This window comes from Nocardia fodinahabitans, assembly GCF_052983615.1.
On the sequence record NZ_JBRJJC010000001.1, the window covers coordinates 3,938,130 to 3,961,381 of the forward strand.

19 protein-coding genes are annotated in these 23,252 nt (G+C 70.9%); 9 read left to right on the top strand and 10 right to left on the bottom strand.

Translation table 11 applies throughout. From position 1 onward, the window contains the following. Together NV348_RS18305 and NV348_RS18310 are read left to right on the top strand one after the other, a co-directional pair. On the top strand, nucleotides 1-1,251 hold the full coding sequence (locus NV348_RS18305; RefSeq protein ID WP_447147975.1) for a sensor histidine kinase: 1,251 nt from the start codon (nucleotides 1-3) through the stop codon (nucleotides 1,249-1,251). Continuing rightward, on the top strand, nucleotides 1,239-1,895 hold the full coding sequence (locus NV348_RS18310; RefSeq protein WP_447147976.1) for a response regulator: 657 nt from the start codon (nucleotides 1,239-1,241) through the stop codon (nucleotides 1,893-1,895). The genes NV348_RS18305 and NV348_RS18310 overlap by 13 nt, the downstream gene beginning before the upstream one ends. Here the strand turns inward: NV348_RS18310 and NV348_RS18315 are convergent. Both NV348_RS18315 and NV348_RS18320 read right to left on the bottom strand, forming a co-directional pair. Next, on the bottom strand, nucleotides 1,873-3,360 hold the full coding sequence (locus NV348_RS18315) for an alpha/beta hydrolase (RefSeq protein ID WP_447147977.1): 1,488 nt from the start codon (nucleotides 3,358-3,360) through the stop codon (nucleotides 1,873-1,875). The two genes, NV348_RS18310 and NV348_RS18315, sit on opposite strands and share 23 nt — an antisense overlap. After that, nucleotides 3,357-4,529: a serine hydrolase domain-containing protein gene (locus NV348_RS18320; protein ID WP_447147978.1), complete on the bottom strand. Its 1,173-nt coding sequence runs from the start codon at nucleotides 4,527-4,529 to the stop codon at nucleotides 3,357-3,359. The genes NV348_RS18315 and NV348_RS18320 overlap by 4 nt, the downstream gene beginning before the upstream one ends. Nucleotides 4,530-4,770: 241 nt before the next feature. On the opposite strand from NV348_RS18320, the gene NV348_RS18325 reads away from it, so the two are divergent. Then, complete coding sequence (locus NV348_RS18325) at nucleotides 4,771-5,001, top strand: hypothetical protein (RefSeq protein WP_447147979.1); 231 nt, start codon at nucleotides 4,771-4,773, stop codon at nucleotides 4,999-5,001. A 122-nt stretch (nucleotides 5,002-5,123) separates the two neighbouring features. Here NV348_RS18325 and NV348_RS18330 read toward each other — a convergent pair whose 3' ends face one another. After that, the gene (locus tag NV348_RS18330; protein WP_218720728.1) at nucleotides 5,124-5,612 is read right to left on the bottom strand and encodes an inorganic diphosphatase; all 489 of its coding nucleotides are present in this window, start codon (nucleotides 5,610-5,612) and stop codon (nucleotides 5,124-5,126) included. A 162-nt stretch (nucleotides 5,613-5,774) separates the two neighbouring features. Here NV348_RS18330 and dacB point away from each other — a divergent pair, with 162 nt between their 5' ends. The 4 genes from dacB (at nucleotide 5,775) to hpt (ending at nucleotide 10,151) form a co-directional block, all read left to right on the top strand. Then, nucleotides 5,775-7,232, top strand: a complete 1,458-nt coding sequence (dacB, locus tag NV348_RS18335; RefSeq protein ID WP_447147980.1) for a D-alanyl-D-alanine carboxypeptidase/D-alanyl-D-alanine endopeptidase — start codon at nucleotides 5,775-5,777, stop codon at nucleotides 7,230-7,232. A 12-nt stretch (nucleotides 7,233-7,244) separates the two neighbouring features. Further along, the gene (locus tag NV348_RS18340; protein WP_447147981.1) at nucleotides 7,245-8,312 is read left to right on the top strand and encodes a zinc-dependent metalloprotease; all 1,068 of its coding nucleotides are present in this window, start codon (nucleotides 7,245-7,247) and stop codon (nucleotides 8,310-8,312) included. Between the two features lie 219 nt (nucleotides 8,313-8,531). Next, nucleotides 8,532-9,551 carry a tRNA lysidine(34) synthetase TilS gene (gene tilS / locus NV348_RS18345; RefSeq protein ID WP_447147982.1) on the top strand — a complete coding sequence of 340 codons (1,020 nt, stop codon included), beginning with the start codon at nucleotides 8,532-8,534 and terminating at the stop codon, nucleotides 9,549-9,551. 48 nt (nucleotides 9,552-9,599) lie between these two features. Beyond that, complete coding sequence (gene hpt, locus NV348_RS18350; RefSeq protein ID WP_019044626.1) at nucleotides 9,600-10,151, top strand: hypoxanthine phosphoribosyltransferase; 552 nt, start codon at nucleotides 9,600-9,602, stop codon at nucleotides 10,149-10,151. Here the strand turns inward: hpt and NV348_RS18355 are convergent. Beyond that, nucleotides 10,148-10,747, bottom strand: a complete 600-nt coding sequence (locus NV348_RS18355; protein WP_447147983.1) for a TetR/AcrR family transcriptional regulator — start codon at nucleotides 10,745-10,747, stop codon at nucleotides 10,148-10,150. The two genes, hpt and NV348_RS18355, sit on opposite strands and share 4 nt — an antisense overlap. A gap of 120 nt (nucleotides 10,748-10,867) precedes the next feature. Between NV348_RS18355 and NV348_RS18360 the strand changes: the two genes are divergently transcribed. After that, entirely contained in the window at nucleotides 10,868-11,698 is an 831-nt protein-coding gene (locus NV348_RS18360) for an SDR family NAD(P)-dependent oxidoreductase (protein WP_447147984.1), read from the top strand. Here the strand turns inward: NV348_RS18360 and NV348_RS18365 are convergent. Genes NV348_RS18365 through NV348_RS18375 form a run of 3 tightly spaced genes read right to left on the bottom strand, consistent with a single transcriptional unit; the run spans nucleotide 11,686 to nucleotide 17,979 of the window. Then, on the bottom strand, nucleotides 11,686-13,587 hold the full coding sequence (locus NV348_RS18365; RefSeq protein ID WP_447147985.1) for a serine/threonine-protein kinase: 1,902 nt from the start codon (nucleotides 13,585-13,587) through the stop codon (nucleotides 11,686-11,688). The genes NV348_RS18360 and NV348_RS18365 overlap by 13 nt on opposite strands. A 31-nt stretch (nucleotides 13,588-13,618) precedes the next feature. Further along, nucleotides 13,619-15,529 (bottom strand): serine/threonine-protein kinase, encoded by a 1,911-nt coding sequence (locus NV348_RS18370; protein WP_447147986.1) that lies wholly within the window; start codon nucleotides 15,527-15,529, stop codon nucleotides 13,619-13,621. 44 nt (nucleotides 15,530-15,573) lie between these two features. After that, a complete protein-coding gene (locus NV348_RS18375; protein WP_447147987.1) occupies nucleotides 15,574-17,979 on the bottom strand; it encodes a serine/threonine-protein kinase in 2,406 nt (801 codons plus the stop codon). Nucleotides 17,980-18,203: 224 nt separating this feature from the next. Between NV348_RS18375 and NV348_RS18380 the strand changes: the two genes are divergently transcribed. After that, nucleotides 18,204-19,553: an amidase gene (locus tag NV348_RS18380; protein ID WP_447147988.1), complete on the top strand. Its 1,350-nt coding sequence runs from the start codon at nucleotides 18,204-18,206 to the stop codon at nucleotides 19,551-19,553. On the opposite strand, the gene NV348_RS18385 is transcribed toward NV348_RS18380, so the two are convergent. The 3 genes from NV348_RS18385 to NV348_RS18395 all read right to left on the bottom strand — a co-directional run bounded on the left by NV348_RS18385 (nucleotide 19,550) and on the right by NV348_RS18395 (nucleotide 23,217). After that, nucleotides 19,550-20,446 carry a LysR family transcriptional regulator gene (locus tag NV348_RS18385; RefSeq protein ID WP_447147989.1) on the bottom strand — a complete coding sequence of 299 codons (897 nt, stop codon included), beginning with the start codon at nucleotides 20,444-20,446 and terminating at the stop codon, nucleotides 19,550-19,552. The genes NV348_RS18380 and NV348_RS18385 overlap by 4 nt on opposite strands. A 390-nt stretch (nucleotides 20,447-20,836) precedes the next feature. Continuing rightward, complete coding sequence (locus tag NV348_RS18390) at nucleotides 20,837-21,655, bottom strand: SDR family oxidoreductase (protein ID WP_447147990.1); 819 nt, start codon at nucleotides 21,653-21,655, stop codon at nucleotides 20,837-20,839. After that, nucleotides 21,652-23,217 carry an aldehyde dehydrogenase family protein gene (locus NV348_RS18395; RefSeq protein ID WP_447147991.1) on the bottom strand — a complete coding sequence of 522 codons (1,566 nt, stop codon included), beginning with the start codon at nucleotides 23,215-23,217 and terminating at the stop codon, nucleotides 21,652-21,654. Before NV348_RS18395 ends, NV348_RS18390 begins: the two co-directional genes overlap by 4 nt. Between the last annotated feature and the right edge of the window lie 35 nt (nucleotides 23,218-23,252).

A 23,252-nucleotide genomic window follows, 5' to 3' on the forward strand; every position in this document is an offset into this window, starting at 1 on the left:
GTGAATCGAACCGACAGCGGCGGAGCAGGACGGCGGATCCGTCGGCTGCCCGCCGCTGTCGGCTATCTGCTGGTCGGCGGGCTGACCGGACTCGCGGCGCTGTTCGCGGTGGTCGCGCTGGCGGTCGTCGCCGCCATGAGCCTGATCGGAATCGGGATCCCGGCGCTGCCGGAGGCGGTGAAGCTGATCCGACCGTTGCTCACCCTGGAACGGCGCAGGGCGGGGCAGCGACTCGGCACCCCGATCATCCCGGCCTACCGGCCGCTGACCGGTGACCTGCGTGATCGGCTCGCGACCCTGGCGGCCGACCCGGCGAACCGCCGCGACCTCGCCTGGCTGGTCCTGCACGGCGTGATCGGGCTGCCGCTGGCCGCGCTGGCGGTGGCACTGCCGCTGAGCGCGGTGCAGCATCTGGCGATCCCCGTGCTGTGGTGGGCGGGGGCGGACGGATTGCCTGGGAGCAACGGGCTGATCGTGGATTCCTGGCCGACAGCCGCCCTGAGCGCGCTGATCGGTCTCGTGTTCGCCGCCGTCGTCCTGCGCTCGCCCGAGGCGGCGACGGCACAGGCGAAGGTCGCGCGAGCGCTGCTGGCGCCGGACGAGCACGCCCTGCTGGCCGACCGGGTCGCCGAACTCACCGCGACCAGGGCCGCCGCTCTCGACGCGCACGGCGCCGAACTGCGCCGCATCGAACGTGACCTGCACGACGGCGCCCAGGCCAGGATCGCCGCGGTGATCATGCAGCTCGGGCTGGCCGAGCAACTGCGCGACCGCGATCCCGACGCGGCGGATCGGATGGTGCGCACCGCCCAGGACACCGCGTCGGCGGCGCTGGCCGAATTGCGGGACGTGGTTCGCAGCGTCTACCCGCCGGTGCTCTCCGATCGGGGCCTGGCCAGCGCCGTCTCCGCCCTGGCCGCGCGCAGCCCGATCCCGTGCGTGGTGGAACTGAACGGGATCACCCGACGGCCGATGGCCGTGGAGGCCGCGGCGTACTTCGTCATCGCCGAGGCCATCACCAACGCCACCAAGCACTCCGGCGCCGGGACGCTGTCGATCGAACTGAGTGGACCGCCCGAACTGCTGAACGTCGAGATCCGCGACGACGGCAGCGGCGGGGCGACGGTGACCGAGGGCGGTGGCCTGGCGGGCATCCGCCGCAGGGCCGAGGCCCTCGACGGCCGGATGACGCTGAGCAGCCCCGCCGGTGGGCCTACGCTGGTGCGCGTGGAGTTGCCGTGCGGGTCGTGATCGCCGAGGACGACGCCCTCCTGCGGGAAGGCCTGGTCCTGCTGCTGAAGACCGCCGGGATCGAGGTGGCCGCCGCCGTCGACAACGCCGACGATTTCCTCACCGTGGTCACCGCCGACCGCCCGGACGCGGTGGTGGTCGACGTGCGGCTCCCGCCGACCTTCACCGACGACGGCCTGCGCGCCGCAGTGCGGGCCAGGACCGTGCACCCCGGCCTGCCGGTGCTCGTGCTGTCGGCCTATGTCGAGGACAGCTACGCCGCCGAACTGCTCGGTGACGGCGCGGGCGGGGTGGGCTATCTGCTCAAGGAGCGGGTCGGCAAGGTCGACCGGTTCCTGGACTCGCTGCACCGGGTCGCCGCCGGCGGCACCGCGATGGACCCGGAGGTGATCGCGCAGCTGCTGGTGCGCCGTCGCGTCGACGACCCGCTGTCGACGCTGACGGCCAGGGAACGGGAAGTGCTCGCGCTGATGGCGGAGGGCCAGGACAACTCCGCCATCGCCGCCGGACTCGTCGTCACCGAAGGCGCTGTGCTCAAACACATTCGCAACATCTTCGCCAAGCTCGGCCTGGCCGCCGACGAGTCCGGCCACCGCCGGGTGCTCGCGGTGCTCGCCTACCTCAACGCTCGTCCCGGCAGGTGAAATCGGTCGCGGGCAGGGTGCCGTCGAGCAGATAGGCGTTGACCGCGTCGCCCACGCAGGTGTTCGGGTAGTGGGCGAAGATCCAGTGGATCGGGACGTCGGCCAGGGTCACCTGGCGGGAACCGCGCAGCGCCCGGTGCATGACCCGCGCGCCCGCGTAGGTGGTGCGGGTATCGCCGGTGGACTGCACGATCAGGCTCGGGACGGCATTGTCGATCACCGTCGGCGGCTCGGCCGGCGGCGCCCAGAACGCGCACGGCGTGATGTTGTTCGCGAACGCGCCGAACAGCGGCTGGTCGGCCCGGCTCGCCTCGATATTGCGCCAGTACCAGGCGGGATCGCGCGGCACTTCCGCATCGCCGCAGAGTACGGCGGTGGCGGTGGAGAGGTCGCGCGGCTGGGCCGTCAGTATGAAGGACAGCGAGGCGGCCAGCTCCGGTCCCGGTGTCACCGTCGCGCCGTCGGCGGCATCGGCGAGCTGACGCAGTTGCCCGGCCAGCATCGGGTACTTGCGTGGATCGTCGAGCTCGGCGAACAGGAGCGTCGGCAGGCCGCGCTGGTCGACGGTGAATTCGCCGATCCGGATCGGCTGTTCCTTGGCACGGCGCACCATCGCCTGGACGAACTCGCGCACCGCGAAACGATCTGTGCCGAACCGGTATTCGCTGTCGTTGGCGGCGGCCCAGTCGGCCCACAGATCGAACGCGGCCTCGTTGACCGGGCCCATGTCGCGCAGCATCTCGGACGCGCCGTAGCGCTCGGGGTCGACCGTGCTGTCGAGGACGAAGCGGTCGGCGCGGTCGCCGAAGAGCTGGGTGAACACCGCGCCCAGGTAGGTGCCGTAGGAGGTGCCGAAATAGCTGATCCGGTCCTCGCCGAGGACCGAGCGGATGACGTCCATGTCGCGGGCGGTATTGCGGGTGGTGATGTGGCGCAGGCGGGTGCCCTCGGTCGCCGCGCACTGGGCGGCCAGCCCGGCTTGGCGGGCGGTGTTCGCGGCGAAGTCCACCGCGTCCAATCCGGCGGACTGGATCCAGAACCCCTCCTGCCAGCGGCAATTCACCGCAGTCGAGCGTCCGATGCCGCGCGGGTCCATGCCGATCAGGTCGTAGCGGGCGCGGACCTCGGGTGTCATCCCGGCTTGCAGATCGATCGTGAAGTCCAGGCCGGGGCCGCCCGGGCCGCCGGGGTTGGACAGCAGCACGCCGTGTCGTCGCGCCGGATCGGTGGCGGGGAGGCGGGAGATGGCCACCGTCATCGTCTCGCCCCGCGGTGCCGAATAGTCCACCGGCACGGTCACCTCGGCGCACTGCGCGCCCGCCGGGTCGAGGCGGGGGTCGTCGCAGGATCGCCAGGACAGCGTCTGCTGGCGGAAGGAGTCGAGCGGGTCGGCCGAAGCCGGTGCGGCGGTGAGCAATCCGAGTGCGGTGGCGGCGGTGAGCGCGGCCGTCGTCAGCCGTTTCACGACGCGCACACGATCGTGTCGAAGGCCTGGTCGACGAGTTCCGCCCGCTCCTCGCTGTCGGGCAGTTCGTTCACCGTGAGAGTGACCGCGACGCCGTCGGCGGTGACGCCGGTGTGGGTCCCGAAGCCGGGGATACTGCCGCCGTGCCCGGTCACCTGCTCGCCGCAGGACGCGGTGCGCTGGACCAGGCCCAAACCGTAACCGGCCGTGGGCATCCGATCGAACGGCACGGTGCGGCGCATCTCCTCCAGTTGCGCGGGAGGCAGCAGTTCGCCGGTCAGCAGGGCGGTGAAGAAGCGATTGAGGTCGGCGCCGGTCGCGATCATGTCGCCCGCGGTGCCGGCCCACGAAGGGTCGAGATCGGTGAAATCGACTCGGGTGCCGTCGATGTCCTGGTAGCCACGAGAGTGTGGGGCGCGCAGGCCGGTGTCGCCGGAGGCGGGCGTGTAGGTGTCGCGTAGTCCGAGCGGTTCGATGATCCTGGTGGTGATCTCGGTGGCCGCCGGGCGGTCGGTGACCTGCTCGATCAGCATGCCGAGCAGCACATAGTTGGTGTTGGTGTACACGGCGCGGGTGCCCGGCTCGTACTGCGGCGGCATCGACATCGCGATGCGTACCAGGTCGGCGGGACTGTGGTGCTGGTACCGCGCCGCCTCGGTGGCGATATCGAGCTGTGGGGAGCCGGGATCGGCCGGCCTGCTCGGATCGCCGCCGGCCAGATACTCGGGCAGGCCGCTGGTGTGCTGGAGCAGCTGACGCACGGTGACGCGATGGCCGTCGTTGCCGTTGCCGTGCACCACCCCGGGCAGATAGCGCTCGACGGGCGCGTCCAGCTCGACCTTGCCCTCGGCGACCAGTTGCAGCAGCACGATCGCGACGAAGCTCTTGGTATTGCTGCCGATCCGGACGAACGCGCCGTCGGGAATCGGTGCGCCGGAGGCGATGTCGCCGACGCCCGCGGTGACGGTCCGCTCGCCCGCCGGGGTGGTGATCACGGCCTGGGCGCCGGGGAAGCCCGCCCGTACCAGCGTTTCGAGGGCCTGTCGCACCTCGGGCGCCGGTTGCGCCGGGGGCGTGGTCTCGCCACCGCACGCGGGCACGGCGAGCAGCGCGACGGCGCAGGTGCCCGCGGCGACGATGCGGCGGGACCTGCTGCGAAATAGGGTCATGAGCTGCGCTTTCCTCCTGCTGAAACGGTGCCTGCCTGACTGTTTCGAGCGTAGGAAGACGCGGCCATCGCGCCCATGCCGCGCGCGCCCGAATCCGAGGTGGTGCCAGCACTACCGACCCAGGGGTGGGGAAGGTGAAACGCCCATGGTGGGGCAGGAAGTCCCCCTAGGGGTGGCTGTTTCGGCGGCCGCGTGCCCATAACGTTCATCTCGTCGAAACGAACACAGAGGAGCGAACGACATGCGCATCAAAACCACCATCGCCGCCGGACTGCTGGCTGTCGCGACCGTCGCCGGGGTGTCGACGGTCGCGGCGGGCAACGCCGCCGCTGCCGCCCCGTACGGCACCTACTACGGCACCTACGCCACCCTCACCGCCTGCCGGGCCGACGGCGAGTCGTCCTACACCGGCGGCTACTACTGGGAATGCACCGAGAACTGGGACGGCTGGGATCTCTACATCTGGTACTGAGCTACCTGAACGTCCGACCCAGGGGCATCCGGCGACGCCGGGGGGTCGGCGGCCCGGACCGGGACAACGAGAACGGGATGTCCGAACTGCTCCGGACATCCCGTTCTTCGTGCACCGTCAGCTCAGTGGCCGGCTTCCTTCAGGCGGGTGAAGGACTCGTCGATGACCTTCTCGGCCTCGGCGCGGCCCAGCCACTCCGAACCCTGGACGAACTTGCCCGGCTCCAGGTCCTTGTAGCGCTCGAAGAAGTGCTTGATCGCCGAGAGCTCGAACTCCGAGACGTCGCCCAGTTCCTGGATGTGGTCCCAGCGCGGGTCGCCCGCGGGCACGCACAGCACCTTGTCGTCGCCGCCGGCCTCGTCGGTCATGCGGTACACGCCGATCGGACGGGCTTCCACGATCACGCCGGGAAAGACCGACTCGGGCAGCAGCACCAGCGCGTCCAGCGGATCGCCGTCCTCGCCGAGGGTGTTCTCGATGAAGCCGTAGTCGGCCGGGTAGCCCATGGAGGTGTACAGGTACCGGTCGAGCTTGACCCGGCCGCTCTCGTGATCGACCTCGTACTTGTTCCGAGAGCCCTTGGGGATCTCGATGGTGACGTCGAACTCCACGCCATCTCCTTGCTCGTTCGAGTGCAGTCTGCCGACTCGCCAGATCGTTCTGGGGAACCGTTGCGCAACGAGGATAGTGTGGTGTCCTGGTACACCGGTGCGGCAGGCGGCTCAGCGCGCAGTCGAGGCGTGTCGGGCGGCGTTGAGGGAGAGACGACGGTCGTGATCGGTCCGAGCGAGAACAATCCGGGAGCGACGGCGCAGCGCCGGCGCGGGTCCACATGGATCTGGGTATCGGCGGTGGTGGTCGCCCTGCTGGTGATCGCGGGCGGCTTCGTCGCCATCGCGCGCCCGTGGACCCCGGAGTTCCGGCACGGCGGGCTCACCGTGGCCCCGCCGCCGTCCACCGATCAGCCCGTCGCCGAGGTCAACCCGGCCAGGTCGGACGCGCCCGCGCCGACGCCCGCCGGGATCGCCGCCGCGCTCGCGCCGGTCGTCGGCAGCCCTGACCTGGGCAGTTTCGCCGGTCAGGTGACCGATCCGACCAGCGGCGCGGTGCTGTGGAGCCAGGATCCGGCCAAGGCCATGATCCCGTCCTCGACCGCGAAGGTCATGCTGGTCGCGGCCGCGCTGCTGACGCTGCCCGACGATCAGCGGGTGGCGACCAGGGTCGTCGCCGGTGCGCCGGGGGAGCTGGTGCTCGTCGGCGGCGGCGATCCGACCCTGACCACCAGGGCCGGGGGCGGCTACTACACCGACGGCGCCCGGATCGCCGATCTGGCCGCGCAGATCAAGGCGACGGGCAGGCAGGTCACCGCGATCGTCGTGGACACCTCCGCCTATCGCGGGCCGACGATGGCGTCGGGCTGGGATCCGGTCGACATCCCCGAGGGCTCGATCACCCCGATCGAGCCGATCATGCTCGACGGTGGGCGGTTCGATCCGTCGGCCGACTACTCGCCGCGCACCTCCACGCCCGCGCTCGACGCCGGGCGCGCGCTGGCCGCCGAACTCGGCGTCGACCCGGCGGCCGTGCGGGTCGGTCCGGCCGTACAGAACGGTGCCGAGATCGCGAAGGTGGAATCGGCACCGCTGCGAGTCCGGTTGCACGACATGATGATTCACTCCGACAATGTGCTCGCCGAGACGATCGGGCGGGAACTGGCGGTCGCGACCGGGCACGAGGCGTCCTTCGCCGGTGCCGTCGCCGCCACCACCGGCGCGCTGACCAGCGCCGGATTCGATGTCGCCGGACTGCATCTGGCCGACAACAGCGGGCTGTCCGTCGATGACCGGGTGCCGCCGCGGCTGCTCGACTCCATCATCGCCACCGCCGCCGAGCCGACCGGCGACGCCGCGGTGACACCGGCGGGCACGCAGGCCAGGCCCGAGAACGACCCGCGCGCAGCGGCTCTCGCGCCGCTGCTGGACGACCTGCCGGTCGCGGGCGGCACCGGGACGCTGGCGCCGCGCTTCGTCACCCAGAACCGCAACGGTGCGGGCTGGGTGCGGGCCAAGACCGGAACTCTGAGTGTCGCCAGCGCGTTGGTCGGATATGTACTCGACCGCGACGGCCGGGTACTGACCTTCGCGCTGATGTCCAACGATCGGTTGCCGGAGGTCAGCAGGCCCGCCCTCGACGCGGTGGCGGGTGCCCTGCGCAACTGTGGATGCTCCTGAGAGCGGGTGGCGATGACCGACGACAAGACCGGGCGCACGACCTCCGGATTCAGCGGCGCGGTGGATTGGCGGCTCGCCGCGCGCACCGGCGCCGTGCTCGCGCCCGCCGGACCGCGTACCTCCCGGCAGACCGCCGAACAGGTCGTCACGGAGCTGGCAGGCGCGTCGGTGCGGGCCGAAGGGCCGGTACGTGAGGTCAGCGGGCTGCTCGACGACCGGCCGGTGCCCGAGGCCAGGATCGTCGACCGGCCGGGCTGGATCGCCGCCGCCGCCGATTCGATGGCCGTGCTCACCGGCACCGAGGTCGTCTCGACGACCGGCAAGCTCGTCGGCAAGCCCGCGGGATTGCAGGCCGGGACCATGCTGGCGTTCCTGTCCACCGCGATCCTCGGCCAGTACGACCCGTTCACCGGCGAGGACGGCACCCTGCTGCTGGTCGCGCCCAATATCCTCAGCGTGGAGCGGGCGCTCGGCGTCGACCCGACCGACTTCCGGCTCTGGGTCTGCCTGCACGAGGTGACCCACCGGGTGCAGTTCTCCTCGGCGCCGTGGCTGTCCGGCTACATGCGCGCCAACGTCGACATTCTCAGCGAGGTCGGCGAGGAGCCGATGAGCGAGATGCTGAGCAGGCTGCTCGCCGAGGTGCGTTCGCGGCGCAACGGCGACACCGTCGACGACCCGAACAGCCGCGGCGTCGTCGGCCTGCTGCGCGCCGCCCAGGCCCCGCCGCAACGCGAGGCCCTGGACCGGCTGCTCATGCTCGGCACACTGCTCGAAGGCCACGCCGACCACGTCATGGACGCCGTCGGACCCGCCGTCGTCCCGACCGTCGCCGACATCCGCCGCGCCTTCGACCAGCGCCGCAAGAAGCCGACCAACCCGGTGCAGCGCTTGCTGCGCGCGCTGCTCGGGGTGGACGCGAAGGTCGCCCAGTACGTGCGCGGGAAGAAGTTCGTCGATGCCGTGGTCGAGCGGGTGGGCGTCGCGGAGTTCAACACCGTCTGGACCGACGCGGAGACCTTGCCGCGGCTGGACGAGGTCGATGATCCGGAGCGCTGGATCCGCCGGGTACTCGGCTAGGCGGCGGCAGCGCGCTGGGGGAGCGCTTGTTGGTTAGCCTGCTGGCATGAGGATCGCGTACGCAGCCGCGGACCGGCGCGCGCCCGCGGGTCCGCCGGAGCGAGGTTGCGCGGGTCCGCCCACGGCTCGTCGTCAGCGGTGCGGCGGTGCGGCGGGTGGCTGCCGAGTCGTCGTCGGCGAGGCGTCGCGCCGCGTGGTCGGCCCGCCCGGAGCCGGTCGGTGACGGGCGGGGCGCGGCTCCCGCAGACCTCGGCGGTGCTGGCTGTCCGGCGGGGCGTACGGGAGTGGGTGGCGGCCCGGGGTGGTGCGTCGCCGGTGGTCGTCGGCTTGTCGGGCGGGGCGGATTCGCTGGCGCTGGCCGCGGCGGCCGTGGTCGAGACCGGTGCGGTGACGGCGGTCGTGGTCGACCACGGGCTGCAGGACGGCTCGGCGGAGGTGGCGCGGCGGGCGGCCCGGCAGGCGATCGCGGTCGGGTGTGTCGACGCGGTGGTCGTCCCGGTCCGGGTCGGCCGGGCGGGCGGTGTGGAAGCGGCGGCGCGGGTGGCGCGCTACGAAGCGCTGGAAGCCGCGCGCGACGGCAGGCCGGTGCTGCTCGGGCACACCCTCGACGACCAGGCCGAAACCGTCCTGCTCGGGCTGGCTCGCGGCTCGGGCGGCCGTTCGATCCAGGGCATGGCCGCCTGGAACGAGCCGTGGGGACGGCCGTTGCTGGCGGTGCGGCGGGCGCGGACGCGGCAGATGTGCGCCGATCTCGGTATCGAACCGTGGGAGGACCCGCACAACCTCGATCCGGCGTACACCCGGGTGCGGGTGCGCACCGAAGTGCTCCCGCTGCTCGAGGACGTGCTCGGTGGTGGCGTGGCCCAGGCGCTGGCACGCACGGCCGACCAGCTACGCGCCGACGGCGAGGTACTGGATGCGCTCACCGCCGACCTGCTGCGCGCGGCGACCGTGGGCGGCAGTGGCCTCGCCGACAGTGATCGACCGGCACTGTCGATCGAGATCCTGGCCACTGCCGCCCCCGCGCTCCGGCGCCGGACGATCCGGGCGTGGCTCGCCGAACAGGGCATCGGCGGCGTGCTGAACGCGCATTTACAAGCGATCGACGAACTCGTGAGCAACTGGCGCGGGCAGGGCGGGGTGGCCGTGGCCGGTGGTAGCAGGGCCCACAGGTTGGTCGTGGCGCGCGCGCATGGCACGCTGACGGTACGCGCGCAGCCGCGAAACGATGCCACATAATGGATCGGCCCGGTCGGGATCGACACCACTGAAGGGAAACCCACTTCCGTGTACGGAGACGACATCGCATCGGTGCTGATCACCGAAGACGAGATCAAAGCCAAGATCGAAGAGCTGGCCGAGCTCGTCGCCAAGCGATACCCGCCGGATTCCCCCGAGGGCGATCTCCTGCTGGTCTGCGTGCTCAAGGGCGCGATCTTCTTCATGACCGACTTCGCCAGGGCTTTGCCGATCCCCACCCAGCTCGAGTTCATGGCCGTCTCGTCCTACGGCTCGTCCACCTCGTCCTCTGGCGTCGTGCGCATCATGAAGGACCTGGACAAGGACATCGCAGGCCGCAATGTGCTGATCGTCGAGGACATCATCGACTCCGGCCTGACCCTGTCCTGGCTCAAGCGCAACCTGTCCACCCGCAACCCGGCCTCGCTGGAAGTGGTGACCCTGCTGCGCAAGCCCGACGCGCTACGCACCCCGGTCGACGTCGCCCACGTGGGCTTCGACATCCCGAACGAGTTCGTCGTCGGCTACGGCCTCGACTACGCCGAGCGCTACCGCGACCTGCCGTTCATCGGCACGCTGGACCCGAAGGTCTATTCCTAGTCCACCGGCGCGAAGGCGCGCAGGACCGACTCGACCAGGGCATCGGCGAAGGACGCGTCCAGCGCGCCGGAGCGCGGTAGCCAGCGCTGGGTGATCGGTCCGTAGAGCAGGTCGACCATCAGATCCAGGTCGGCATCGGCCCGGAGCTGTCCGGCGCGCTGCGCCGCGGCCAGTCGCCGGACCTTGGCCGCGTGCACCGGCTGCTCCAGTTTCTCGCGATAGAGCGCGGCCAGCGCCGGATCGTTGATGACCTCGGTGAGCACGGCCCGGATCGGCGCGTCGAACGCGGGTTCGGCGAATTCGGCGACCGTCGCGCGCAGCACGGTCTTCAGGTCGGCCGCGATGTCGCCGGTATCCGGCAGGTCGATGCCACCGCCGTCGGGGTTCTCGCTCTGCGCGAGCAGGGCGTCGAAGACCACCGCGCCTTTGGACGGCCACCATCGGTAGATCGTCTGCTTGCCGACGCCGGCGCGGGCGGCGATGGCCTCGATGGTCAGCTTCGCGTAGGCGGTCTCGCCGACGAGTTCGCGGGTCGCGTTCAGGATCGCCGACCGGGACCGTTCGCTGCGGCGGGCGCTGTCCGGGGTTCGTGCCATGGGCGCGAGTCTAGCGGGAAATGAAACGAGACGTTCCGTCTTGACAATAGGGCGATTGCGGCCCATGTTCGTATCCAGCAAGCGAGACGAACCGTCTCGTTGCACTTGGAGGAGGTTCGCATGACCCGCGTAGACAACGAAGCCCGCACCTGGTTCATCACCGGCGCCTCGCGCGGACTCGGCCGGGCCTTCGCCGAGGCCGCGCTGGCGGCCGGCGACCGGGTCGTCGGCGTCGCCCGTGATGTCACGCCGCTGGCCGATCTGGTCGCCGCCGCCGACGGGCGACTGGTCGTCTTCCCGCTCGACATCGCCGATCGCGCGGCCGTCTTCGCCGGTGTGCGGCGGGCGTTCGAGGCGTTCGGGAGACTCGATGTGGTTGTCAACAACGCCGGAGGCGTGGTGCTCGGCATGCTCGAGGAACTCACCGAGCAGCAGGCCCGCGACCACCTGGACATCAACTTCTTCGGTGCGCTGTGGGTAAGTCAGGCCGTGGTGCCGCTGCTGCGCGAGCAGGGGTCAGGCCACATCCTCCAGGTGTCCTCGATGGGGTCGGCGGGCGGCTTCGCGGCGACCGGCGTCTACAGCGCCGGCAAGGCGGCGCTCGACGCGATGACCGAGGCGCTGGCGATGGAGGTGGAACGTTTCGGCATCGCCGTCACCATCGTGCAGCCCGGCGGCTACGAGACCGGCCTGTTCACCACCGGACTCACCATGACCGACCAGAACCCCGCCTACGCCCCGGTCCGTGCTTGGCTCGAAGAGATGTGGAGCGAGTCGACCGACGCCGACCCGGCCTCGGCCGCCGCCGTCGTCGTCCGGCTGGTGGACATGGACGAGCCGCCGAAGCGGATCATCCTGGGCGACGCGGCCTTCGACATGGTCGCCGACCTCGTCGCCGCACGCACGGCCGAACTCGCGAAGTGGGAGGACCTCAGCCGTCAGGCGGGCTGAGGCCGGGTACCGACCACCCGCAACAGCGCGCGGATATCGGCTTCGATGACGCTGAACAGTGCGTAACAACCGGCGAATCCCAGCGCCCCGCCCACACAGATGACGCGGAGCGGGGTGGTGGTCATCAGCAGGTCCGGTATCGGCAGGAAGGTCGCGCTGACGACCGCGAGCAGCGGAATCGACGCGGCCGTCATCAGATAGCGGTGGCAGCGCGTGATCAGACCCGTCAGTGCCGCGCCGTCGGCGCGGAAGTCCTGCCCGTGGTGCACGAACAGCGGATAGACGCAACGGGTGAGATAGAGCGTGATCAGGAAGAACGGGTACGTCATCGCGATGGCCGCGCTGATCGCCGCCGCGATGAGGAATTGCGCGGCCGTGCGCAGGGTCAGGCCGTTGCCCGTCAGCGCAATGGTGACGGCGAAGACGACGGCCGCCGACAGCCACAGGACGACGGCCACCGCGACGGCCTGCGTGCCGAACCGCAGGGAGTCGCGGCGGGCGCGGTCGAGCGCGCCGGGCGAGCACCACTGACCCGCGCGTAGGCGCCTGGGCACGATCAACAGCCGGCGGGCCAGGTAGATCAAGGTCGCGGCGCCCACGGAGAAGAAGAGCACGTTCGTCATGCCCGCGACCGTCAGCAGGGTCTCCCTGGTGCCGGGGTCGAGCCGGTCGACGATCAGCGCGGTATTCAGCTGGGCGTTGTAGAGCGCGGCCAGCAGATTGGGGATCGCGATCGACAGCGCCAGCACGGCGAACAGATACGGGCGCAGGCGGATTCGCGGGCTGTTCGGCGGCGGGTCGACGAGGTCGCGGGCGCGCGCGTCCAGGCAGAGATCGAATTGCGCGGCGAGCACACCGCCGTCGGGCCAGCGGTCCGCGCGGTCGGCGGCCAGGCAGGTCAGCAGGACCCGGCGCAGCGCGGCCGGACAGTCGGCGGGCACCTGGGCGAGCGCGGCGGCGGTGATGCCGTCGTCGCGGCGTTCCAGGGCGGCGTCCAGCGCGATCTCCGGGCGCAGCTCGTCGAGGGGGACGGTGGTGTCGTCGAAAGGCTTGGCGCCGGTGAGCAGTTCCCACAGCAGGACGCCGAGAGAGTAGAGGTCGGCGCGGGTGTCGAGGTCGGCGGCGGTGTGGTCGTAGCCGGGGTGACAGGCTTCGAGCTGTTCGGGGGACATGTAGGCGAGCGAGCCGCCGAAGTACGAGACCGGGCTGGCGCCGGTCGAGCGGCTGAAACTGATGTTGAAGTCGGCGAGCTTGGGCACGCCCTCGGCGGTGAGCAGGACGTTGGCCGGTTTCACGTCGCGGTGCAGGACGCCGTTGGCCGCCGCGTGTTGCAGGGCGGCGGCCAGCCTGCTGCCGAGCCACGCGACGGTCTCCGGCCAGCTCCGCCGGGCCAGCTGGGCGCGCACGGCCGAATCGGCCGGGCGGATCTCGCCCTTCTCCTCCATCGCCGCGTCGACGGCGTCGAGCAGCAGCTTGCCGCTGCGCTCCGCGGGCGGGGTCGCGCGGACCCAGCGCAGCACACCGAGCAGGGTGCCGCCGGGCAGGAACTGCATGTACAGCAGCCGCAATCGCGGCGAGCCGTCGGCGGGCGCGTCGAGCACCTGCTGGTCGAAGACGCGCACGATGTAGTCGTGGTCGAGCTGAGCCAGGGTCTGTGGCTCGCTGCCGCTGTCCGCCGAGACCTTGACCGCGACCAGGCGCTGCATCGATCGCTGCCGGGCCAGGAAGACGCGGGCGAACGCGCCGGCGCCGAGTTCGGTGAGCAGCTCGAAGTCGCCGACCCTGGTCCCGACCGCGATCCGGTCGAGTCCGCGCCGATCGGTCGGATGCGCCGCGCCGGTGCGGTCGAGTGCGGGCCTGGTCGCCTCGGCGATGCGTGTGGAGCTCACGCCGGGGGTACGGGCGCGATAGTCGCGGGGTTCATCGCGATGTCGGCGGCCCCGCGCGGGGGTAGCCGGACCCGGTGACCCGCAGTAGCGCCCGGATGTCGGATTCGATGATCCGGAACAGCACGTAGGAGCCGACGAAACCGATCATCCCGCCCACACAGATCGTGCGCAGCGGAGTGAGCGTGGTCAGCAGGTCCGGGACCGGCAGGAAGGTCGCGCTGGCGACGACCAGCAGCGGAATCGACGCCGCGACCACCAGATACCGGCGGCACCGGGTGGCCAGCGCCGTCAGCGATCTGCCGTCGTCACGGAAATCCTGGCCGTGGTGCAGGAACATCGGATAGACGCAGCGCAGCAGGTACAGGGTGATCAGGAAGAACGGGTACGTCATCGCCACGGCGGCGCAGATCGCGGACACCAGCAGCAGGTGCACCGCCGTGCGGACCGGCAGGGCCCCGTCCGCGACGCCGATGGTGATCGCGTAGATCACCCCCGCGGCGACCCACAGCACGAACACCACCGCGATGGCCAGATGGCCGAGTCGAAGACAGTCCTGTCTGGCCAGTTCGAGGGCTCGGGGCGGGCAGTGTCTGCCGGTGCGGAGCCGGTGCGGGATGGTCAGCAGGCGGCGGCCCAGGTAGATCAGCGTGGCGCCGCCCGCGGAGAAGAAGATCAGGTTGGTGAGGTCGGCGACATCGCGCTGGGTGGCGCGGGTGCCGGGGTCGAGCCTGCTGTGGATCAGGGCCGTGTTCAGCTGCCGCTGGTAGTAGGCGGCCAGCAGGTTCGGGATCGCGATCGACAGTGCCAGGATGGGAAACAGGAATGGACGCAAGCGGATTCGCCAGCTGGCCGGTGGCGGATCGACGAGGTCGCGCGCGTGCGGGTCCAGACACAGGTCGAATTGCGCGGCCAGGATCGCGCCGTCGGCCCATCGCTCGGCGCGGTCGGGGGCCAGGCAGGTCAGCAGGATGCGGCGCAGGGCGGCGGGGCAATCGGCGGGCACCTGGTCGACGGCCGTCGCGGTGGCGCCGTCGGCGCGGCGGGCCAGGGCGGCGTCCAGGGCGATCTCGGGGTGCAGGTCGTCGTCGGGGACGGTGGTGTCGTCGAAGGGCTTCGCGCCGGTCAGCAGCTCCCACAGGACCACGCCGAGGGAGAAGAGGTCGGCGCGGGTGTCGAGGTCGGCGGCGGTGCGGTCGTAGCCGGGGTGGCAGGCCTCGAGCTGCTCCGGTGACATGTAGGCCAGCGACCCGCCGAAGTACGACACCGGGCTGGTGCCCGTCGAGCGGCTGAAGCTGATGTTGAAGTCGGCGAGCTTGGGCACGCCCTCTGCGGTGAGCAGGACATTCGCCGGTTTCACGTCGCGGTGCAGGACGCCGTTGGCCGCCGCGTGCTGCAAGGCCGACGCCAGCCGACTACCCAGCCACGCGACCGTTTCCGGCCAGCTCAGCCCGGCGATCTCGGCGCGCACCGCCGAATCGGTCGGGCGGATCTCGCCCTTCTCCTTCATGGCCGCGTCGACCGCGTCGAGCAGCAGTGCGCTCGTGCGCTCGGCGGGTGGCGTCGCGCGGACCCAGCGGAGCACGTCGAGCAGGGTCCCGCCGGGCAGGAACTGCATGTAGAGCATGCGCAGCCGGGGCGAGCCGTCGGCGGGGTCGTCGAGTATCTGCTGGTCGAACACGCGCACGATGTAGTCGTGGTCGAGCTGGGCCAGCGTCTGTGGCTCGGTGCCCGCGTCGGCGGAGATCTTCACCGCGACCAGGCGCTGCATCGATCGCTGCCGGGCCAGGAAGACGCGGGCGAACGCACCGGCGCCGAGCTCGGTGAGCAGCTCGAAATCACCGATCCGCGCGCCGACCTCGATCCGGTCGAGCCCACGACGATCGGCCGGGTACGCGGTCTCGGGCGCGGGCCGGGTCGCCTCGGTGGTGCGTGTCGAGCTCACGACAGGTGGTACGGCCGCGAACGGCGCCGGGGTTCATCGCGGGATCAGCTGACGACCCGCTCCAGGGCGGCCAGGTCGGCCTCGAGCTGTCGGAACAGCAGGTAGGAGCCGACGAAGGCGATGATGCCGCCGACGCACAGCACCCGGACGGCCACGATCACCTGCGGGATGTCGGTCGGCGGCAGGAAGGTCACGCCCGCCACCGCCAGCAGCGGGACCGAGGCGGCGACCGCCAGGTACCAGGTGCAGCGTCGGCTGAGCGCGCGCAGCCAGACGGCGTCGTCGGTGCTGATCTCGCCGTGTCGCAGGAAGATCGGGTAGATGCAGCGGACCAGATAGAAGGTGACCAGGAAGAACGGGTAGGCGACCGCGATCGCGCCGCAGACCGTCAGCGACGCCAGGAAGTGGATGACGGCGTGCGCGGGGACGTCACCGGAGGCCAGCTGCAGGGCGATCGGGAAGGTGATCCCCGACAGTGCCCACAGCGAGAACGCGACGACCACCGCGCGGTCGCCCAGACGCAGCGTGTCGTGTCTGGTGCGGCGTAGCGTCGCCGGGTCGTAGCGTTTCCCGTGGCGCATGCCCCGCGGCACCGAGAGGACGAATCGGGCCAGATAGACGAGCACGACCGTGCCCGCGGGGAAGAACACGAGGTTCACCCCGGCGGTGATCACCACGAACGACTGCTGCGCGGTCTCGCTGAGCCTGCTCACCACCAGCATCTGGTTGTGCACGATGTTGTACCAGGAGGCGAGGGCGTTCGGGATGCCGATGGCGATCACCATCACCAGCAGTGGCATCCGGCGCAATGCCATCCGCCAGCTCTTCTGCGGTGGGTCGACCAGGTCGCGGGCGCGCTCGTCCAGGCACAGGTCGAACTGCTTGGCCAGGATCGCGCCGTCTTGCCAGCGGCGGGAGCGATCGGGTTCCAGACACGTCAGCAGGACCCGGCGCAGGGCCGCCGGGCAGTTCTCGGGCACCCGGTCCAGCGCGGCCGCGTCGACGCCGCCGGTGCGGCGTTCCAGCATGGCCTCGAGGGTGGTCTCGTCGCCGCCGCCCGCCGCCTCGGCGGTGCTGTCGTCGAACGGCTTCGCACCGGTCAGCAGCTCCCACAGGACCACGCCGAGGGAGTAGATGTCGGCGCGGGTGTCCAGGTCGGCGGCGCCGCGGCCGAGTCCGGGATGACAGGCCTCGAGCTGCTCGGGCGACATGTACGACAGCGAGCCGCCGAAGTACGACACCGGGCTGGTGCCGGTGACGGTACGGCTGAAACTGATGTTGAAGTCGGCCAGCTTGGGCACGCCCTCGGCGGTGAGCAGGACGTTGGCGGGCTTGACGTCGCGGTGCAGCACGCCGTGCGCGGCCGCGTAGTCGAGCGCCTCGGCGAGCCGCCTGCCCAGCCAGGCGACGGTCTCCGGCCAGGTCAGCGCGGCCAGCTCGGCGCGCACGCTTGAATCGGTCGGGCGGATCTCGCCCTTCTCCTCCATCGCCGCGTCGACAGCGTCGAGCAGCAACTTGCCGCTGCGCTCTTCGGGCGGGGTCGCGCGGACCCAGCGCAGCAGGCCGAGGAGGGTGCCGCCGGGCAGGAACTGCATGTACAGCAGCCGCAGGCGGCGGGTCGTGGACGGCGCCGCGCCGGTGTCGAGCAGCTGCTGGTCGAACACGCGCACGATGTAGTCGTGGTCGAGCTGGGCCAGGGTCTGCGGTTCGGTGCCCCGGTCGGCGGAGATCTTCACCGCGACCAGCCGCTGCATCGAGGTCTGCCTGGCCAGGAAGACCCGCGCGAACGCGCCGGCGCCGAGCCCGGTCAGCAGCTCGAAATCGCCGATCCGCTCGCCGATCTCGATCCGGTCCAACGGCGCGAACGCGCCCGGCCCCGAGGCGTCGGCGGTCGCCGCGGCGGTTGCCGCCGCGGTCGCAGTCGCGGTGAGGTCGAGCTCGGGCGTGGTCACCTGGGTAGTACGACGTGACGTGGGCGGTTGGTTCACCGTCGGGTCGGGGTCGTCGGTGCGGTGGGTGCTCTGTTCGAGCTCGTCGGTGTTGAGCAGACCGCGCAGGCTCGACGCCTGCTCCGGATATTCGCGCAGGCAATCGCGGGGGTCGACGCGTTCGCCGCTGTGTCGGCGGATGACGAATTCCTCGAAGACCAGCCCGGCGGGCAGCGTCGTGCGCGCCAGTTCGGGGAACTCCGCGCAGTAGTCGGCGAGGCGCTTGCGGGCGACGGTCTCGCCCGCGTGCTGCAGCCACCGGTGCCGCAGGTCGACGCGGATCAGCTCGTGCAGCGCCTGCCTGCGCAGGGTGATCGCGTCGGGCAGGAACTCGGCGATATCGGGCGGCTGCCCGGTCAGTCCCCATGCCTGTGCGAACGCTTCGACCATGTCGGCGCGCACGTTCGTCGCCGGACCGGCACTCGTGTCGGGCCCGTCACCGCTTGCGGTGTTATCGCTCATCCAAACCGACCTAAGGTTCGCGCGGATCGGAGCGAAATTCCTTCCGCCACACCCGACACCATCGGCCCCCGAGCCGTACCCGAATGATACTTTGCGCCTCGAGAGCAGATCACCCGAATTTCGACGACCATGCGACGGGGGCGAATCCGCACATGCACGATGACCTCACAGCGGTAGCATGGGAGTCCGTCGACGACGACGGCGTGACGGACGCTGAGGTGGCGATGAACTCTTCCCGCCCCCCCGCCGACGAATACCCCATCGGCGGCCCGGCTGCGGCGCTGGCCGCCCGGGTTCGCGCTGGCACCATCACGCCCCTCGACGTGGTGACCGAGGCACTGACCCGCATCTCCTCGGAGAATCGCAAGATCAACGCGTTCACCGTCGTGCGCGCGGAACAGGCGCGCGCCGAGGCGCGCGAGCTGACCGCCCGCGACGAGCTGGACGAGCTGCCGCTGGCGGGCGTGCCGGTCGCGGTGAAGCAGAACATCGAGGTCACCGGGGTGCCGACCAGGGCGGGGTCCGCCGCGACGTCGGCCGAACCGGCGTCCGCCGATCATCCGGTGGTGGCCAGGTTGCGCGCCGCGGGCGCGATTGTGGTCGGGGTGACGGCGATGCCCGAACTCGGGTTGTGGGCGACGACCGACGAGGACGGGACCGTCACCCGCAATCCGCGTGATGTCGGCAGGTCCGCCGGTGGGTCCTCGGGCGGGGCCGCGGCCGCGGTCGCCGCCGGGCTGGTGCCGATCGCGCACGGCAACGACGGGCTCGGCTCGGTCCGGGTGCCCGCCGCGGCGTGCGGTGTCTTCGGCATCAAGCCGGGTCGACAGGTGGTGCCCGCCGAGATCGGCGCCGACTCCTGGGGTGGCCTGGCCGAGAACGGCGTGCTCGCGACGACCGTGTCGGACGCGGCGCTGGCGCTGTCGGTGCTGGCGGACCGGTCGGATCTGGCCGAACTACGCGCGCCACAGCGACTACGCATCGGACTTGCCGTGGCTCCGCCGTCGCGACTGGTCCGGATGGATCGACACTGGACGGCGGCGGCGCGCACCGCGGGTGCGCGCGCGGCGGCGGCCGGCCACCTGGTGGAACCGGTCGAACTTCCCTATGGCGACGCGGCGCTGATGATGCTGCTGCGCTGGGCGACCGCGAGTCTGGGCGATGCCGCCCGGCTACCGCACCCCGACCTGCTGCAGCGCCGCACGAAGCGGCACCTGGCGGTGGGCAGGCTGATCCGGCGGCTGCGCTTGGTGCGGCCGGATCAGGTCGACCGGACCGAGGCGCGGCTGGTCGACTTCTTCGAGAACTTCGACGTGGTGATCACGCCCATGCTCGCGTCGCCGCCGCCCAAGGCCAAACAGTGGAGCGGGCGCGGCTGGACCGCGAATGTCGTGTCCTCGGCGCGCTACGCGCCGTTCGCCGGCATCTGGAATCTGGTCGGCTGGCCCGCCGCGTCGGTGCCGATGGGCACCCATCCCGAGGCGCACACCCCGCTCGCGGCGCAGCTGGCCGGTCCACCGGGCAGCGAGGCCACCTTGCTCGGCCTCGCCGCCCAACTGGAACTGTCGAACTAGACCGCGATCGGCTGCGGCTGGGCCTGGGGCTCGGAGAAGCCGCCGTCGACGGCGCGACCGGCGAATTCCAGGATGGTCGGCCGGGTGTCGTCGGCGCGCCAGGCCACCGCCAGCTCACACGGGGTGAGGCCGGCGACCGGACGCGCGGTCAGGCCGGGCCAGCGGTACATCGGGACGTTGTTCTCGGCGAGCAGGCACACGCCGAGGCCCAGACTCACGGCCTCGAGCTTGTCCTCGGGGGTGGCCGCCTCGGCGCCGATCTTGGCGGCGCGGCCGCCGCGGGCGTCGTTGCCGAGCCAGAAGTCACGGACCGCGCCCGCCTCGGTCGGCAGGGCCACGAACGGCTCGTCGAGCAGATCGGCGAACTCGATCGTCTCCTGCTCGGCCAGCGGGTGGTTCTCGGGGAGCAGCACCCAGCGCGGCTCGGTGCGCAGCACCTGCCAGCGGTAGCGGTTGGGGTCGGGCAGCGGCAGCCACACCAGGGCCAGGTCGGCCTGCCTGCCCGCCAGGCCGCTGGACGGGTCGTTCCAGGAGGCGGCGTGCAGGGCCAGGCGGTGGCCGCTGGCACTCTCCAGGTCGTTGAGCAGCCCGCGGCCGAGGGCGGACTGGATGCCCACGCGCAGTACTTCACCGGCTTCCTGCAGGGACACGTTGGTCACCTCCCACAGCTCCAGGATCTTGCGGGCGCCTTCGAGCAGTTCCTTACCGGCGACGGTCAGGGCGACACTGCGCTGGTTGCGGTCGAACAGGACCACGTCGAGCTGGCGTTCGAGCTGGCGGATCTGGCGTGACAGCGTCGGCTGAGCGATGTGCAACCGCTGAGCGGCGTTGGTGAAATGCAGTTCCTCAGCGACGGCGACGAAATACCGCAGATCGCGCAAATGCGGGTCCATAGCACCTTGCTATCAGAATCGGTCGGGAAATTCCAGCCAAAACGGGCAAGGAAGTTCGCGTAAGTGGATCAAAACAGTCACCAGGTTGGTATCGCACAGCATATGGCCTGTCATTGTGTGCTGCATCATTGAGACGTCATTTGTGTGCGATCGACGGGCGGGCCGGGCGGGTGCGTGATTGCTGGGCGGTTGACCAGCGCAAATGCGTCGGGACTCACACGGTTCGGCGCGCGGTGGCGTGCAACCCGGCGGTCGCGGCGGACGAGAAAACAGACCGCTGACCACTGTCCGTGCAGGACGGGCTGCGGCACAGTGAGTTTCGTCACAAAGAGGTTTCGGTGTGTGGAATCCGGCCGCCGCGAGCCGTGCGCGCGACCGGATTCCCGATGCTCAGCTCTCGCGAGCGCGCTCCTCGTAGGCGCGCCGGGCCGACGTATCGACATCGCCGAGGAAGACCGTGCTCGACCCCAGCGCCCGGCCGAGTCCGTCACCGACCGCCTCGGGCAGCAGGTTGACGAACCTGGACAGATAGCCCGCGAACGCCGACACCCGCACCTTGGAACGCGGCGACCCGATCAACCCCTCGATCGCCGCGGCGATCTGCTCCGGTTCGGCCGGCTGCAACAACCAGTTGGTCTTCACCCCGGCGCCGAGCTCGGTCTTCGTCAGCGTCGGCAGCACCGCCGAGAACCGCACGCCCGACCCGCGGTATTCCTCACGCAGCGTGTCGGTGAAGCCGAGCACCGCGTGCTTGCTGGCGTTGTAGGTCGCCAGCCCGGGGATGTGCGTCTCGCCGGCCAGCGAGGCGATGTTGATGACGTGCCCGCGCCCGCGCGGCAGCATCCGGGCCAGGCCGAGCTTGGAGCCGAGGATCACGCCGTAGACGTTGATCTCGAGAATCCGGCGGGTCACCCGGTCGGGCTCGTCGACCAGCAGACCGGTCGGCATGATGCCCGCGTTGTTGATCAGCACATCGATCGGGCCGACGGTGCGCTCGACCTCGTCGAGGAAGGCCTCGAACGAGACCGGGTCGGTCACGTCGAGCGCGCCCGACAGCGCGAAATCGCCCGCCGCCTTCACCGCCGTCTCGTCGATGTCGCCGATCGCCACCCGCGCGCCGTGCTCGCACAGCCGCGTGGCCGTGGCGAGTCCGATGCCGCGGGCGCCGCCGGTGATCACGACGACGAGATCGCGGACCGTCGTGCTCATTTGCCGCTCTTCTTGAGCCGCAACACCGTCGGCAGGTCGATTCGCCGCATGCCGCGCGCACCGGCGGCCCGCATCGCGGCCACCGCGATGACGAGCTTGTTCATGTCGTACGGGTACCAGAACAGTTCCTTGCCCATGGTGGGCAGCTTCGGCTTGGTCATCGCCTGCGCGCGGCAGTACTTGCGCAGGCCGGCCGCCCCGCCCCAGCGCGCGCCGACGCCGGACTGGCCCCAGCCGCCCATCGGCATCGCCGGGTTGAACAGGTTCGAGAACACGTCGTTGATGTTGACCGCGCCCGCGTTCAGCTGCCGGGCCACGCGTTCGCCGCGCGCCTTGTCGCCGGTCCACACCGACGCCGACAGACCGTAGATCGAATCGTTGGCCAGCCGGATCGCCTCGGCCTCGTCGGCCACCTTCATCACCGGCAGCGTCGGGCCGAAGGTCTCCTCGGCGACGCACGACATCGAGTGGTCGACGTCGACGAGCACGGTCGGCTCGAAGAAGGTGCCGACCCCGGTGCGCTTGCCGCCGGTGGTCGCCCGCGCTCCCGCCGCGATCGCCTCGTCGACGTGGCGCTGCACGATCTGCGCCTGGTTCTCGTTGGCCAGGGCGCCGACGTCGTACTTGGATTCGCGGCCGTCCTCACCCTGGCGCAGGGCGGCGACGGCGGCGGTCAGCTTGGTGACGAACTCGTCGTAGACCGGAGCTTCGACGTAGACCCGCTCCACCGAGATGCAGACCTGCCCGGCGTTGAACATGCCGCCGAAGGCGATCCCGTGCGCGGCGCGATCGATGTCGGCGTCGGCCAGCACGATCGCCGGGTCCTTGCCGCCGAGTTCGAGGCTGTAGGGCACCATCCGCGCCGCGCAGGCGGCCGCGATCTTGCGGCCGGTCGCGGTGGAACCGGTGAACTGGATGTAGTCGGCGTTGTCCACGACGGCGGCGCCGGTCGCGCCCGCGCCGGTGACCACCTTGAACACCGGCGGCGCGCCGATCTCGGCCCAGCCGCGGGCCAGCTCGACCGCCGACAGCGGCGTCACCTCCGACGGCTTGAGGATCACCGCCGCGCCGGCGGCCAGCGCGGGGAACACGTCGATCGCGGGCATCGCGAGCGGGAAGTTCCACGGCGTGATCACGCCGACGACCGGGTACGGCCGGTAGGCCACGGTCAGCGACTTCACCCGGGCCAGCGGGCTGTGCGGGGAGGGGTGCTCGTCGGCGAGGAACTTGCCTGCCCGGCGCGCGTAGTAGCCCAGGATGTCGACCGCGAAGGCCGGGTCGATGATCGAGTCGACGCGCGGCTTGGCGGTCTCCGACTGCAGCACCGCAGCCAGGTGCTCGGTGTTGTCGATGAGCCAGTCCTGCATCTTCAGCAGCCACTTCTTGCGGCCCTCGGGCCCGATGGCCTCCCATTCGGGCTGGTAGAGGCGCAATTCCCGGACCGCGGCCGCCACCTCGTCCGGCGCCACGATCGGCACCGAGCCGGTCTGCTCGCCGGTCGCCGGATTGTGCACCGCGATCACCTGGGCATCCGCCGCGGCGGTCTGGTCGAGTTCGGTCACTGTCGTGCTCCCCACTGCGTTGTGTGAATCAGTTC